Annotated in this window: 11 protein-coding genes; 5 read left to right on the top strand and 6 right to left on the bottom strand. The window is 69.7% G+C overall.

What is annotated here, in order from left to right; genetic code table 11:
* The first annotated feature begins 121 nt into the window (after positions 1-121).
* From ABZZ22_RS25755 to ABZZ22_RS25745, 3 genes are read left to right on the top strand one after another with little or no spacing between them, the layout of a single operon-like run.
* A complete protein-coding gene (locus ABZZ22_RS25755) occupies positions 122-1,234 on the top strand; it encodes an energy-coupling factor transporter transmembrane component T (RefSeq protein ID WP_354937968.1) in 1,113 nt (370 codons plus the stop codon).
* Complete coding sequence (locus tag ABZZ22_RS25750) at positions 1,231-2,823, top strand: ATP-binding cassette domain-containing protein (RefSeq protein WP_354937962.1); 1,593 nt, start codon at positions 1,231-1,233, stop codon at positions 2,821-2,823. The genes ABZZ22_RS25755 and ABZZ22_RS25750 overlap by 4 nt, the downstream gene beginning before the upstream one ends.
* Positions 2,820-3,614 carry an ECF transporter S component gene (locus ABZZ22_RS25745; protein WP_354937959.1) on the top strand — a complete coding sequence of 265 codons (795 nt, stop codon included), beginning with the start codon at positions 2,820-2,822 and terminating at the stop codon, positions 3,612-3,614. Before ABZZ22_RS25750 ends, ABZZ22_RS25745 begins: the two co-directional genes overlap by 4 nt.
* A gap of 1 nt (position 3,615) precedes the next feature.
* Here the strand turns inward: ABZZ22_RS25745 and ABZZ22_RS25740 are convergent, their stop codons facing one another.
* The 5 genes from ABZZ22_RS25740 to ABZZ22_RS25720 all read right to left on the bottom strand — a co-directional run bounded on the left by ABZZ22_RS25740 (position 3,616) and on the right by ABZZ22_RS25720 (position 9,304).
* Entirely contained in the window at positions 3,616-4,539 is a 924-nt protein-coding gene (locus ABZZ22_RS25740; protein WP_354937956.1) for an alpha/beta hydrolase, read from the bottom strand.
* A 22-nt stretch (positions 4,540-4,561) separates the two neighbouring features.
* Positions 4,562-4,798 carry a hypothetical protein gene (locus tag ABZZ22_RS25735; RefSeq protein WP_354937953.1) on the bottom strand — a complete coding sequence of 79 codons (237 nt, stop codon included), beginning with the start codon at positions 4,796-4,798 and terminating at the stop codon, positions 4,562-4,564.
* A 157-nt stretch (positions 4,799-4,955) separates the two neighbouring features.
* Complete coding sequence (locus tag ABZZ22_RS25730; protein ID WP_354937950.1) at positions 4,956-5,855, bottom strand: EamA family transporter; 900 nt, start codon at positions 5,853-5,855, stop codon at positions 4,956-4,958.
* Between the two features lie 30 nt (positions 5,856-5,885).
* Complete coding sequence (locus tag ABZZ22_RS25725; protein ID WP_354937965.1) at positions 5,886-8,513, bottom strand: glycosyl hydrolase family 65 protein; 2,628 nt, start codon at positions 8,511-8,513, stop codon at positions 5,886-5,888.
* Between the two features lie 23 nt (positions 8,514-8,536).
* Positions 8,537-9,304, bottom strand: a complete 768-nt coding sequence (locus ABZZ22_RS25720; protein ID WP_354937947.1) for a beta-phosphoglucomutase family hydrolase — start codon at positions 9,302-9,304, stop codon at positions 8,537-8,539.
* A 138-nt stretch (positions 9,305-9,442) separates the two neighbouring features.
* On the opposite strand from ABZZ22_RS25720, the gene ABZZ22_RS25715 reads away from it, so the two are divergent.
* Complete coding sequence (locus tag ABZZ22_RS25715; RefSeq protein ID WP_354937944.1) at positions 9,443-10,510, top strand: exo-alpha-sialidase; 1,068 nt, start codon at positions 9,443-9,445, stop codon at positions 10,508-10,510.
* 27 nt (positions 10,511-10,537) lie between these two features.
* On the opposite strand, the gene ABZZ22_RS25710 is transcribed toward ABZZ22_RS25715, so the two are convergent.
* Complete coding sequence (locus ABZZ22_RS25710; protein ID WP_354937941.1) at positions 10,538-11,170, bottom strand: hypothetical protein; 633 nt, start codon at positions 11,168-11,170, stop codon at positions 10,538-10,540.
* A gap of 633 nt (positions 11,171-11,803) precedes the next feature.
* Here ABZZ22_RS25710 and ilvD point away from each other — a divergent pair.
* Complete coding sequence (gene ilvD, locus ABZZ22_RS25705) at positions 11,804-13,651, top strand: dihydroxy-acid dehydratase (RefSeq protein WP_354937938.1); 1,848 nt, start codon at positions 11,804-11,806, stop codon at positions 13,649-13,651.
* Positions 13,652-13,798: the final 147 nt, after the last annotated feature.

The following is a 13,798-nucleotide window of genomic DNA, read 5'->3' as shown; positions in this document are numbered from 1 at the left end:
CGACGAGCCGCCGGTCGAGGAGCCGGTCCAGGCCGCGCCCGAGCCGAAGATCGAGCTCGTCGACGAGGACGGCATCCGCGCCTTCGAGCTCGCCAGCCTGGCAGCACAGGGAGGGGGTTCGATGAGCACGCTGCTTCGTACGGCCGCGGTCGCGCGTCTGCCGCGTGATCTGCACCCGGTCGCCTGGTGGGTGTGGGCGATCGGCCTGGCCGCGTACGCCTCCTTCACCACCAACCCGCTGCTGCTCCTGCTCCTGGTCGGGGTGGTGTCGGTCGTGGTCGCCGCGCGGCGCGGCGACCAGGCGTGGGCGAGGTCGTTCCGGCTCTACGTCGGCCTCGCGCTGTTCATCGTCGCGACCCGGGTGCTCTTCCGGGTGCTCCTGGGCGCCGTGCCGGGTCACGTGCTCATCGACCTGCCGGAGATCCCGCTGCCGGACTGGGTGCTGGGGATCAGGCTGCTCGGCCCGCTCACCCGCGAGGCGCTGCTGGCCGGGCTCTACGACGGGATGCGGCTGGGAGCGATCGTGATCTGCGTCGGTGCGGCCAACGCGCTGGCGAACCCGAAACGACTGCTCCGTTCGCTACCGCCGGCTCTCTACGAGGTCGGCACCGCCGTCGTGGTCGCGGTGACCGTGCTGCCCCAGCTGGCCGAGTCGGTCCAGCGGGTGCGCGCGGCGCAACGGCTCCGGTCGGGCGCGACCGGAAAGGTCAGACGGCTGCGCCGCTTCCTGGTCCCGGTGCTCGAGGATGCCTTGGAGCGGTCGATGGCGCTGGCGGCCGGGATGGACACGCGCGGATACGGTCGCACGGCCGGGATCCCGGTGCTCACCAGACGGATCACGTCTGCGCTCATGCTGGTCTCCCTCGTCGGTCTCTGCGTCGGCGTCTACGCGGTGCTGGACGGCACCACACCCGGCTGGCTGGCCGCCACCATGCTGGTGCTCGGCGCGGGAGCCGCGGCCGGAGGGCTGAGGCTCGCCGGTCGCCGGGTGACGCGCACCGTCTACCGGCCCGACCGGTGGCGCTGGCCAGAGGTGGCGGTGGCGCTGAGCGGGGTCGCTGTCGGAGCGGCGGGCTGGTGGATCGCCCGCGACCAGGTCCCGATCGCCTATCCGGGCGTGAGCGCCGTCCCGGCGGTCACGCTGACGGCTCTGGCGGGCGGGCTCATCGGACTGGTCCCGGTCGTCGCCGCACCGGTTCCGGCATCAAACGTCTTGGAGGAGGCAACCGCATGATCGAGCTGCGAAGGATCACGTTCACCCCGCCGGACTCCTCCGAGCACGTGCTCAAGGACGTCGACCTCACCATCGAGGAGGGCGAGCTGCTGCTCGTCTCCGGCCCGACCGGGTCCGGTAAGTCGACGCTGCTCGGCGTCCTCGCCGGTTTGGTCCCGCGCTTCTCCGGCGGTGCGCTGGAGGGGGACCTCCTGCTCGACGGCACCTCGATCATCCGTACGCCGCCGCGCGAGCGCGCCGGGATCATCGGCTACGTCGGGCAGGACCCGGTGGCCGGCTTCGTCACGGATACGGTCGAGGAGGAGCTCGCCTACGGGATGGAGCAGCTCGGGCTCGCGCCGGCGACCATGCGGCGCCGGGTCGAGGAGACCCTCGACCTGCTCGGGATCGCCGACCTGCGGCAGCGGTCGCTGCGTACGCTCTCGGGCGGGCAGCAGCAGCGCGTCGCGATCGGCTCGGTGCTGACCACCCACCCGCGGGTGGTCGTGCTCGACGAGCCGACCTCCGCCCTCGACCCGACCGCCGCCGAGGACGTGCTCGCCACCATCACCCGGCTCGTCCACGACCTCGGCACCTCCGTCGTCGTCGCCGAGCACCGCCTCGAGCGGGTCGTGCCGTTCGCCGACCGGATCGCGCTCCTCGTCGGCGACGGCTCCGTCGCTGTCGGCGACCCCGCCGACATCTTGGAGACCTCGCCCATCGTGCCGCCGCTCGTCGAGCTCGGCCGGGCGCTGGGTTGGTCGCCGCTGCCGCTGACCGTGCGGGATGCGAGGCGGCGGGCGCGGGGCGAGGCGATAGTTGGCCGCAGTGGTTGCCCGACCGTTGCAGCGGAGGGGTCTCGACAAGCTCGACCACCGGAGGCGCTGAGCGCCGCCTCGCTCACCATCACCCGAGGCCGTACGCCGGTCCTGCACGACGTCTCGATCGAGCTGCCCGCGGGGCGGGTGACGGCGCTGATGGGACGCAACGGGTCGGGCAAGTCGACGCTGCTGTGGACGCTGCAGGGGACCCAGAAGCGGCTGGCCGGGTCGGTGGACGTGGAAGGCAAGGATCCGGCGGCCCTTGGCCCCGAAGAGCGACGCGAGCTCGTCGGGCTGCTGCCGCAGACCGCGGCCGACCTGCTCTACCTGGAGACGGTCGCCGAGGAGTGCGACGCGGGCGGCCCACGGACCCGGGAGATCCTGGACAGCCTGGTCCCCGGCATCCCCGACGACCAGCACCCACGCGACCTCTCCGAGGGCCAGCGCCTCGCGCTCGCACTGTCGCTGATCCTGAGCGCCGACCCGCCGGTCGTGCTCCTCGACGAGCCCACCCGCGGCCTCGACTACGCCGCCAAGCACGCTCTGGCCGAGATCCTTCGCGAGCTCACCGCTGGGGGCAAGGCGGTGCTGGTGGCGACCCACGACGTGGAGTTCGTCGCCGAGGCCGCCGACGACGTGGTGGTGCTCGCCGACGGCGAGGTGGTCTCCGCCGGCGACGTACGCAGCGTGACCGCCGAGTCGCCCGCCTTCGCGCCCCAGGTGAGCAAGGTCTTCGGCCCGGGTTGGCTGCACGTGCGCGAGATCGTCGAGGCGGTGGCCGAGGGATGATCCGGTTCTCGCCCCGGACGGCCGTACTGCTCGCGATCATCTCCGTGGCCGGCCTGATGATGTTCGCCTGGCCGCTGCTGCTCCACGGCTACGAGCGGGTGCAGCCGCCGTTCATCTTCCTCGCGCTTCTGCCGCTGATGCTGGTGGTGCTGCTGAGCGAGCTCTCCGCGGGCGGGATCGACACCCGGATGATCGCGGTCCTCGGCGTGCTCAGCGCGATCGAGGCCGTCCTGCGTGCCGTCTCGGCCGGCACCGGCGGGGTGGAGCTGGTCTTCTTCATGCTGATTCTCGGCGGCCGCGTCTTCGGCCCCGCCTTCGGGTTCGTGCTGGGCTGCACGAGCCTGTTCGTCGCCGCGCTCGTCACCGCCGGCGTCGGGCCCTGGCTGCCCTACCAGATGCTCGGCGCCGCCTGGGTGGCGATGGGGGCCGGCCTGCTGCCGCGCACGAGCGGCCGCACCGAGATCGGGCTGCTCGCGGCGTACGGGATCTTCGCCTCGTACGCCTATGGGCTCCTCCTCAACCTGCAGGGCTGGCCGCTGCTCACCGGAGTCACGGTGCCCGGGGGAAGCGGCAACCTGTCCTACGATCCCGGCGCTGCGCTCGGCGAGAACCTGGCGACGTTCCTGCGCTACACCCTGGTCACCTCGACCAGCAGCTGGGACACCATGCGCGCGATCACCACGGCCGTCGCCATCGCCCTCCTCGGGCCGGCAGTTCTCGCCACCTTGCGACGGGTCGCCCGCCGGGCCACGGTCACCGGGGTGGTCTCGGCAGGCTCGACCAGCGGATAGGTCAGACGCGCTGGTGCTCGGCTACCCGGGCGAGAAAGCCGAGCAGCAGCTGGTGGACGCGGTCGGGCTGCTCCATCTGTACGAAGTGGGTGCCGTCGAGCTCGACGAAGGTGCCGTTCTTGACGCGGGCGGCGACCCGGGACATGTGGCGTGCGCCGGCGATGAGGTCTCGGGTGCCCGCGACCAGCACGACCGGCACCTTGATCCGGCGCGGTGAGACCGAGCGACGCTGAGAGGTGCGCAGCGCGAGGTGGAAGTACCACTCGACCGGCGTGGTCAGGAACTCGGCCAGCGCCGCCGCGGCGAGCTCGGGGTCGGGGACCTTGCCGATCAGGCCGGCCTTCGAGAACACCTCGATCGCCCGAGGCCCGAGGTCGAGGCGGGTCGCGACGGGGGTGATGAGGGAGCCGGTGCGGCGCAGCACCTTCGACGCGGTGCGGGTGAGGATCGCGGCGGCCGGGGCGGGCAGTCGCAGCGGTCCCAGCATCGACTTGAAGGTGTCGCCGGGCACGCCGGCGACACCGAAGACGCCGGAGACCCGTTCTGGATGGTCCGCGGCCAGCTCGAAGGCGGTGTTGACCCCGATCGACCAGCCCATCACGACCGGCCGGGAGAGGGCGAAGGCGTCCATCACCGACAGCGCGTCCTCGGCGAAGTGTCTTGACGTGGTCTGCTCCGGGTCCGTGGGGCGCGCCGAGCCGGAGGTGCCGCGGTGTTGCCACGAGACGACGCGTACGCCGCAGGAGGTGTGCAGCAGCGCCGGCCAGTTCCACGGGCTGGTGCCGAGCCCGTTGCACAGGAGCACCGTCGGCCCGTCGATGACTCCCTCGGGGTCGTTGGTCCAGGCGCGGATCAGCGTGCCGTCGTCGGAGAGCACGTCGCGGAACGCCACCGTGGACTCGGCGATCGCCTTCGGCATGGTCATGCCGTCGTTCGCTGCCGCTCGCTCATACAGACATCTTCTCCGAAGCGAGCAGCCGGAGGAAGTGCTCGACCTCCTCGCGCTCCGCACGCCGGAGCAGGAGCTCCTCCTCGGCGGCCTTGGCGTTGTGCCGGGCGGCGAGCTGGGAAGCGACCGGCCAGGCGATCAGCAGCTGGATCGGTCGTAGGAAGGGGCCGGCCATCCGGCCGGCGGTGCGGGCGGCGAACAGCACGGCGACCTGGGCGGCGGCGGTAGTGGACACAGGGGTGGTGATGGACGACAACGGAGCAACTCCAAGACAGAAGAGGACCGAGCAGAGAGAGGGGGAGTTGTCACCGAATTGTAGTGACCTGAACATTCGGAGTCAGTGACGTTCCGATGTCGCTTGTGTGAAACGCAGCACCTTGCGCCCTACGAGGTCACACCGGGGTCGACTCCGCCGGCACGTGATGCTCGGGCTTCCCGGTCCGGGTCGCCCCCGCGGAGGCGACCACGACACAGGCGATGGCCAGCCACTGCAGGACCGAGAGCCCCTCATGGAGGATCAGGATCGCGGCGAGCGCGCCGGCGGCCGGCTCCAGCGACATCAGGATCGCGTAGAGCCCCGACTTGATCGAACGTAGGGCAACGAGATCGAGGGAGTAGGGCACCACCGATGACATCAGGCCCACCATCAGCCCCACCAGCCACACGTGCGGAGACCCGAGCCCGTCGGCGTACGCCATCGCCGCAGGCGTCAGCGCGAGCGCCGCGACGGTGGATGCCAGGGCGAGCCCGTCGAGCCCCTCCCAGCGCGCTCCGGTCGCCTTCGACAGCATGATGTACGCAGCCCAGCAGGCCCCCGCGAGCAGGGCGAACAGCACGCCCGGGATCGAGATCCGGCCGGGCTCGACACCGAGCAGCACCACCCCTGCGGCAGCCAGCGCGACCCAGACCAGGTCCCGGGCCCGCCGGGAGGTGACCAGCGCGATCGTGAGCGGGCCGATGAACTCGATGGTGACCGCGATCCCGATCGGGAGTCGCGCGAAGGCCTGGTAGATCGCCCAGTTCATCAGCCCCAACGAGGCACCGAACGCGACCACGACCAGCCAGTCGCGGCGCGCGAGACCGCGGACCCGGGGCCGGGTGATGGCCAGCAGGATCAGCGCGGACAGCGACAGCCGCAGCCACACCATCGCCGTCGGGGTGACCTCGTCGAAGAGCGACTTCGCGAACGTCGCGCCGACCTGAACCGACGCGATCCCGATCAGGACCAGGACGACCGGGTGGGCCAGCCTCGTGCGGAGAGAAGATCTACCGTTCGAGAAGCGCTGAACCACCCGGTCAGTCTAGGGCCAGGCAAAGACCGCCTACTGCGCCGAGTCTGTCTGCGAGATGTTGGAGAGGTTGACCGCCGCGTTGGCCTCCTCCGCGAGCCGCTCGGACCCGTGCGAGCCGTCGTGCGGGATCGTCGCGTGCTCGAGGCGCTCGACGTGCTCCTGCTCGTAGACCTCCGGCGGGATCGGCGTCGGTACGGTGGCGGTGAGCTTCGACCCGTCGGACCGGACGCCGCCGTGCGGCTCCTCGTCGAGGTGGGTGCCGATCCGCGGCCCCTGGTCGGCGAGCGGCACGATGACCGGAGAGCCCTTGGCGACCACGAACTCCTCGCCGCGGACGCTGATCGGGATGTCGAACTCCTCGCCTGTCGTCTCCATGACGGTGAAGACGATCTGGTCGGCGGTCAGCGCGACCTGCATCCGGGTCGAGTGCCACTGGACGCGGAAGACCAGGGAGCCCCACTCTGCCGGTAGTCGCGGGTCGAAGGAGAGCTTGCCGTCGTAGTCGCGCATCCCGCCGAAGCCGCACGCGAGCCCACCCCACACGCCGCCGGTGGAGGCGATGTGCATGCCGTCGACGGTGTTGCCGTGCATGTTGTGCAGGTCGACGTATAGCGCGTCGTAGAAGTAGCGCAGCGCGTCGTCCTGGTAGCCCACCTCGGCCGCCATGATCGACTGCACGACCGCCGACAGCGTCGAGTCACCGGTGGTGATGGGGTCGTAGTACTCGAAGTCGGCCCGCTTCTCCTCGGCGGTGAACCGGTTGCCCTGCTGGAAGAGGGCGAGCACCACGTCGGTCTGCTTGAGCACCTGGAACCGGTAGATGACCAGCGGGTGGTAGTGCAGCAGCAGGGGGCGTACGTCGGCGGGGGTGTTGGGCAGGTCCCACACCTCGCGGTCGAGGAAGTTGTCGTCCTGGGGGTGGATCCCCAGCCCCTCGTCGTAGGGGATGTGCATCGCGGCAGCGCAACGAGCCCACTCCTCGACCTCGTCCGGGGAGATGTCGAGCCGGCCCATGACCTGCGCGTGCTCACGCGGATGCTCCTTGCGGAGCATCTCCATGGTCTCTACGGCCTTCTCCAGGTTGTAGCGGGCCATCACGTTGGTGAAAAGGTTGTTGTTGACCACCGTGGTGTACTCGTCCGGCCCGGTCACGCCGTGGATGTGGAAGGACGGCTCGCCGTTGTGGCGCCAGAAGCCGAGGTCTGCCCACATCCGAGAGGTCTCGACCAGGATGTCGACGCCCTCGCGGATGAGGTAGCCGGTGTCGCCGGTCGCGTAGACGTACTTCATCAGCGCGAAGGCGATGTCGGCGTCGATGTGCACCTGCGCGGTGCCGGCGGCGTAGTAGGCCGAAGCCTCCTGCCCGTTGATGGTGCGCCACGCGAAGAGCGCGCCCTTCGCCGCCATCTCCAGCGCCCGCTGCCGGGCCGCCGGAAGCATCACCGAGCGGGCATGCATCACGTTGCGGGCGACCTCGGGCTGGGTGTAGCAGAGGAACGGGATGACGTAGCACTCCGTGTCCCAGAAGTAGTGCCCCTCGTAGCCGGACCCGGTGACCCCCTTCGCGGGGACGCCGAGCCCGTCGGTGCGGGCGGTCGCCTGGGCGAGCGAGAAGAGGTTGAACCGGATCGCCTGCTGGGCCGCCGCGATGTCCTCGGCGTCCGCCTCGGCGGCGGCGGAGATCTCGACGTCGGCGGCCGACCAGAACTCGTCGTACCAGTCGCGCTGATCGCGCTCCAGGTGGCTCGCACCCTGGCGGGTCGCCCGGTCGAGCGTACGTTCGCAGCGATCGGCCAGCTCGCGCACCGGCACCCCGCGGGAGGTGTGGTACGCCACCGTCTTCTGCATCCGCAGCGTGCTGCCCTCGGTCGCGTCGACCCGGAAGACGGTCTTGGCCAGATCGTCCTCGGCGCGAACGACGGTCTCGACCGGGTCCGGGGTGTCGAGCTGGTGGGCGGCGCTGACCGCGATCGTCATCCCGGAGTTGGCGCACCGGTAGCCGAGGGTCATCCGCTCCTCGTCGGCTTCCGACATCTGGGGGATCAGCACACGGGTGTCGAAGGAGGTCGACTTGCGCGGGTCCATGCCCTCGCCGAGCGCGGCCGACGGGACGTGATACTCGTCCTTCCCGTCCTGCCGGTTGAGCAGCTGGGAGGAGACCACGATCGGCGCCGAGCCGCTCAGCATGGTGATCTCCAGGGTTTGGATCGTGAGGTGACGCTGGGTCATCGACACCATCCGGGTCGAGTCGATCGCGACCCGCTTGCCCGAGGGCGTACGCCACACCAGGTGTCGCCGCAGCACGCCTTCGCGGAAGTCGAGCACACGCTCGTACTCCTCCAGGTCGGAGGTGCCGAAGGTCAGCGGCTCATCGTCGACATAGATCTTCATGATCTTGGCGTCGGGGGCGTTGACGATGGTCTGGCCGGTCTTGGCGAAGCCGTAGGCGTTCTCGGCGTGGCGGATCGGCCAGGTCTCGTGGAAGCCGTTGATGAAGGTGCCGTGCGCGTAGGTCGGGCGCCCCTCCTCCGGGGTGCCGCGCATGCCGAGGTAGCCGTTGGCGACGCTGAAGATCGTCTCGGTCAGGCCGAGATCTTCGGGGGAGTAGCTGGTCTCCACCAGCCGCCACGGGTCGATGGGGTAACGGGCCCGGTCCATCGGGTTCGGGCCGACGTTGGTCTTCACTGCTGTGCTCCTCGAGCAGGATCAGGACTGTGTCCACTAGGTACAAGTTCAGCAAGGTCGAATACGACGAGATCGGCGCCGGCGGCCGTGAGGGTGTCGTGGCCTGCGCCGCGATCGACCCCGACGACGAGCGCGAATTCGCCTGCCCTGCCGGCGCGCACCCCGGAGACGGCGTCCTCCAGGACGACGGCCTCGCCCGGGGTGGCTCCCAGGACCTTACCGGCGTAGACAAAGGTGTCCGGTGCAGGCTTGCCGGGCAGACCCTGCTCATCTGCGACGGCTCCCGACACGACAGTCTCGAACCGGTCCAGGAGCCCGGCCGCCTTCAGTACGGTCGGCGCGTTGACCGACGAGGAGACGACGCCTAGCCGGACGTCGAGCGCGGCGAGGTGATCCAGGAGCTGGACGGAGCCGGGGTAGGCCTCCACGCCGTCGCGCTCGAGCACGAGGTTGAAGGCGTTGTTCTTCCGGTTGCCGAGACCACAGACGGTCTCCAGCTCCGGCGGGTCCTCCGGGGTGCCCTCGGGAAGCCGGATTCCGCGGGAGACGAGGAAGTCACGCACGCCGTCGTAGCGCGGCTTGCCGTCGACGTAGGCAAAGTAGTCCTGGTCGGTGTAGGCGGGCGCGCCCGGGGTCTTCTCCTGCAGGTAGGCGTTGAACATCTCCTCCCAGGCACGCATGTGCACGACCGCGGTCGGCGTGATCACGCCGTCGAGGTCGAAGAGGATCGCGGTGAACGTCTCCCAGGCAACAGGTCTGGTCATGGCTTCAGGCTAGGGGCTGGGTGGTCCCAGGCCGAAGAGCCGGGCCCGGCCGGCGTCGACGAGGCAAGATGTTTTCCTTCGGTGTTCTTTCGCTGGAATCTCCTGGCCACAGACGATGAGCGGGTGGATGCTGGAAGCATGGGTACGCAGCTGCTGGTCGGGACCCGCAAGGGTCTGTGGATAGGGCGCTCTGACGACGCCCGGCAGGACTGGGACTTCACCGGTCCGCACCATGACATGGAGGAGATCTACTCCGCCATGATCGAGCCCGGGACCGGGCGAGTCCTTGCCGGATGCTCCTCGCTGTGGCTGGGTGCGCTGGTGCGTACCTCGGCCGACGGCGGTGAGACCTGGACCGAGACCTCGATGTCGTTCCCCGAGGACGTCGACGCGAGCCTGGCTCGGGTATGGCAGCTCCAGCCCGGCCTCCCGGAAGGCACGATCTGGGCCGGCGTCGAGCCGGGCGCGATCTTCCGCTCGCAGGACGGCGGCGCGTCCTTCGAGCTGGTCCGCGGGCTGTGGGACCACCCCCACCGCACCGAGTGGAGCGAGGGGTTCGGCGGGCAGGCTTTCCACACGATCCTGCCGCACCCCACCGATCCGGACTCGGTGACCGCGGCGATCTCGACCGGTGGCGTCTACCAGACCCGTGACGGCGGAAAGTCCTGGGAAGCGCGCAACAACGGCATCATCGCGGTCTTCCTGCCCGAGGGGCAGCAGTACCCCGAGTTCGGCCAGTGCGTCCACAAGGTCGCTCGCCACCCGTCGCGCCCCGAGCGGCTCTACCTGCAGAACCACGGCGGTGTCTACCGCTCCGACGACGAGGGCGCCTCCTGGAAGTCCATCGCCGACGGCCTGCCCACCGACTTCGGCTTCGCGATGGTCGTCCACCCCAAGGAGCCCGACACGATCTTCACCTTCCCGATCGGTGCCGGCGAGTCCCGCTACCCACCGGAGGCCAAGCCGATCGTGTGGCGCTCGCGCGACGCCGGCGACCACTGGGAGGCGCTCGACTCGGGCCTGCCCGACCACTTCTACGTCGGAGTCATGCGCGATGCGATGTGCGCCGACGACCACGAGTCGGCCGGGGTCTACTTCGGCGCCCGCAACGGCTCCGTCTGGGCCTCTGCCGACGCCGGTGAGACCTGGCGCGAGATCCTCCGCGACATCCCCGACGTGATGGTGGTCAGAGCTGCGAAGGTGTGACGTGCATGATCGCTGCTGTCTGCGCGACTACCAGGCTGGGCCGTCGCCACCGACAGTCTTGATCACCCGCTCCGCGACGAAGGCGGCGTTGGCTCGCAGGACCTCGAGCGGCACGCGTGGGAGGTTCTCCTCCCAGTCCAGCAACGGACTGCCGCGGAACTGCAGGATCCGCTCGGGTCGCCCGAGAAATGCCAGGTGGAGGTGGGCGCCGCCGTCGCCCCACTTGGCGATCTGCACCCGTCCGACGCTCGGCAGCTCCTCGATGGCGGCCGAGATCGCCACGACCAGCTGCCCCATCTCTCCGGCGAGCTCCATCGGCACCGTCGGAAGGTCACAGTGGACGAGCGGGGTGAGGCTGAACATCACCGGGAGCCCGGTCTCTCGCATCATCGTCAGCCGCCAGCGGTCGTTTCCCCAGGCGTACGTCTCGTGCCACTCTCCCCATGTCCCGTCGACGCACCAGCACTCTGCGGGGTCCTCGCCAGCGCGGGTCGGCTCGGCATCTGCCAGCGGTCGCAGGGGCTTGAGGCGCAGCGAGTCGACCTCGTACGGGTAGATGTCCCACCCCGGCATCTCCTCGACCGCGACCGGCAGTCGGCCGTCGGTGTCGGTTGCAGCAGCGATGCGGGCGTAGAAGTCTTCGGCGCTCTCGGGGGACATGGCGTGAATCCAACCAGATCCTTCGACCGGGCGCCGGTGGTCGGCCCGGGGCCGGTCTGGGGCCGGTCTGGGGTGGCTCACTGGCGAGCGGCAAGGACCGCGTTGACCCGCTGCCGGGACACGAACCAGGTAGCCGCCGTCGGGTCGATGGTCTCGAGAATCTCGCGAACGCGCCGTACGTGAGCTGTCAGTGCGGTGTTCGTGGCGAGGACCGGCTCGAGATGGGCGAGGCGATTGCGGAATCACCTCGCCCACGTGAACGGCTTCATAGAGCGCACCCGAGAGCTCGATGCTCCAGCGATAGAGCTGGAGGGCTTCCTTCAGGTTGCCGTTGGTCAGCGTGAGGTAGGGCGTCAATCGCGGTGTGCTCAGCAACGAGGCGATGCGGGCCTGCGTATCGCTCGGTTGAGGAGTCGCTGTCATGGGCCTAGCCTGTAGGTGAAGGCGGAGGCAGGTCTCTCCGTTACAGATCGTTTTGTGGGCTCATGGCTTTCGCCATGGGCCCACAGCCATTTCAAGGCTCCGCCCGGCATTTCAGGGCCCCGCTGGCCGGCTCCGGTCTGAAGCGATCGATCGCCGTCCACCGCATGGCGCGTGTTCGGAGAGCCATACCAACGGGTCTAGCCTTGCGATATGCCCACTCTTCGCTCCGCAACCTCGACCTCGGGCCGCAACATGGCGGGTGCCCGCGCGCTGTGGCGTGCGACCGGCATGACCGATGACGACTTCGGCAAGCCGATCATCGCGATCGCCAACTCGTTCACCGAGTTCGTGCCCGGCCATGTCCACCTGCGTGACCTCGGCAAGATCGTCGCCGAGACGATCCAGGAGGCTGGGGGAGTGGCGAAGGAGTTCAACACGATCGCCGTCGACGACGGCATCGCGATGGGTCACGCCGGGATGCTCTACTCGCTGCCGAGCCGCGAGCTGATCGCGGATGCGGTGGAGTACATGGTCGAGGCGCACCGCGCCGACGCGATCGTGTGCATCTCCAACTGCGACAAGATCACCCCGGGCATGCTGCTGGCCAGCCTGCGCCTCAACATCCCGGTGGTCTTCGTCTCCGGCGGCCCGATGGAGGCCGGCAAGACGGTCGCTGTCGAGGGCCTGGTCCACGACAAGCTCGACCTGGTCGACGCGATGGTGCTCTCCGTCAACGAGGACGTCAGCGACGAGCTCCTCGACACGGTCGAGCGCGCCGCCTGTCCGACCTGCGGCTCGTGCTCGGGCATGTTCACCGCCAACTCGATGAACTGCCTCACCGAGGCCATCGGCCTGAGCCTGCCCGGTAACGGCTCGACCCTGGCCACCCACGCCAAGCGCCGTGCGCTGTTCGAGGAGGCGGGGCGTACGGTCGTCGAGCTCTGCCGTCGCTACTACCAGGAGGACGACGAGTCCGTCCTGCCGCGGAGCATCGCCAGCCGCAGCGCCTTCGAGAACGCGGTCGCGCTCGACGTCGCCATGGGCGGCTCGACCAACACCGTGCTGCACCTGCTCGCGGCCGCCCGCGAGGCCGAGCTCGACTTCAACGTGCACGACATCGACGAGATCTCGCGCCGGGTCCCGTGCCTGAGCAAGGTGGCCCCCAACAGCCCGAAATACCACATGGAGGACGTCCACCGCGCCGGTGGCATCCCCGCCCTGCTCGGCGAGCTGCGCCGCGGTGGTGCGCTCAACGAGGACGTCCACACCATCCACTCCGACACCATCGACGAGTGGCTCGGCGCCTGGGACATCCGCGCCGAGAGCCCCAGCCAGGAGGCGCTCGACCTCTTCCTCGCCGCGCCCGGCGGGGTGCGTACGACCGAGGCGTTCTCCACCGAGAACCTCTGGGCGAGCCTCGACACCGACGCCGCCGAGGGCTGCATCCGCGACTTCGAGCACGCCTACTCCGCCGACGGCGGGCTGGCGATCCTGTCGGGCAACATCGCCCCCGACGGCTGCGTCGTCAAGACCGCCGGCGTCCCCGACGACTGCCTCACCTTCACCGGCACGGCCATCGTCTTCGAGTCCCAGGACGCCGCGGTCGAGGGGATCCTCGGCAAGATGGTCGAGGCCGGCCACGTGGTGGTGATCCGCTACGAGGGGCCGAAGGGCGGGCCGGGCATGCAGGAGATGCTCTACCCGACCTCCTTCCTCAAGGGCCGCGGTCTGGGCCAGAAGTGTGCGCTGATCACCGACGGCCGCTTCTCCGGAGGCACCAGCGGCCTCTCGATCGGCCACGTCTCCCCGGAGGCGGCCGGCGGCGGCCTGATCGCGCTCATCGAGGACGGCGACCAGATCTCCATCGACATCCCGAACCGCTCGATCTCGCTCGACGTCGACGACATCGTCCTCGGCCAGCGACGCGCGGCTCAGGAGAAGCGCGAGAAGCCCTACACCCCGGTCAACCGCGACCGTAAGGTCTCCGCGGCCCTGCGGGCCTACGCCTCGATGGCCACCTCGGCCTCCGACGGCGCCTACCGCCTCGTGCCGGAGTAGTCCCCCAGGGTTGTGAAGCTGAGAGTGGCCTATAGGTCACTCCGGAGCGGCAGCTGACCCGGCGGTCCTTCTCCGCGTTCGCGGCCTGGGCCACCACGGATTCCTGGTCGAGGGTGATCGCGAGCTTCTTGGCCGCATTCTCGAGCT

The sequence above is a fragment of the Nocardioides sp. NPDC006273 genome, assembly GCF_040613495.1.
In the GTDB taxonomy this organism is placed as follows: Bacteria; Actinomycetota; Actinomycetes; order Propionibacteriales; family Nocardioidaceae; genus Nocardioides.
The sequence above is the reverse complement of the archived record's forward strand: the minus strand, read 5'-3'. Positions and strand labels throughout refer to the sequence as shown.

Excerpts from the sequence above, each read along its gene's own strand:
- ABZZ22_RS25725 (WP_354937965.1), bottom strand. The coding sequence starts at position 8,513 with ATGGACCGGGCCCGTTACCCCATCGACCCGTGGCGGCTGGTGGAGACC.
- ilvD (WP_354937938.1), top strand. The coding sequence starts at position 11,804 with ATGCCCACTCTTCGCTCCGCAACCTCGACCTCGGGCCGCAACATGGCG.
- ABZZ22_RS25745 (WP_354937959.1), top strand. The coding sequence starts at position 2,820 with ATGATCCGGTTCTCGCCCCGGACGGCCGTACTGCTCGCGATCATCTCC.
- ABZZ22_RS25720 (WP_354937947.1), bottom strand. The coding sequence starts at position 9,304 with ATGACCAGACCTGTTGCCTGGGAGACGTTCACCGCGATCCTCTTCGAC.
- ABZZ22_RS25750 (WP_354937962.1), top strand. The coding sequence starts at position 1,231 with ATGATCGAGCTGCGAAGGATCACGTTCACCCCGCCGGACTCCTCCGAG.
- ABZZ22_RS25740 (WP_354937956.1), bottom strand. The coding sequence starts at position 4,539 with ATGACCATGCCGAAGGCGATCGCCGAGTCCACGGTGGCGTTCCGCGAC.
- ABZZ22_RS25755 (WP_354937968.1), top strand. The coding sequence starts at position 122 with ATGAGCACGCTGCTTCGTACGGCCGCGGTCGCGCGTCTGCCGCGTGAT.
- ABZZ22_RS25715 (WP_354937944.1), top strand. The coding sequence starts at position 9,443 with ATGGGTACGCAGCTGCTGGTCGGGACCCGCAAGGGTCTGTGGATAGGG.
- ABZZ22_RS25710 (WP_354937941.1), bottom strand. The coding sequence starts at position 11,170 with ATGTCCCCCGAGAGCGCCGAAGACTTCTACGCCCGCATCGCTGCTGCA.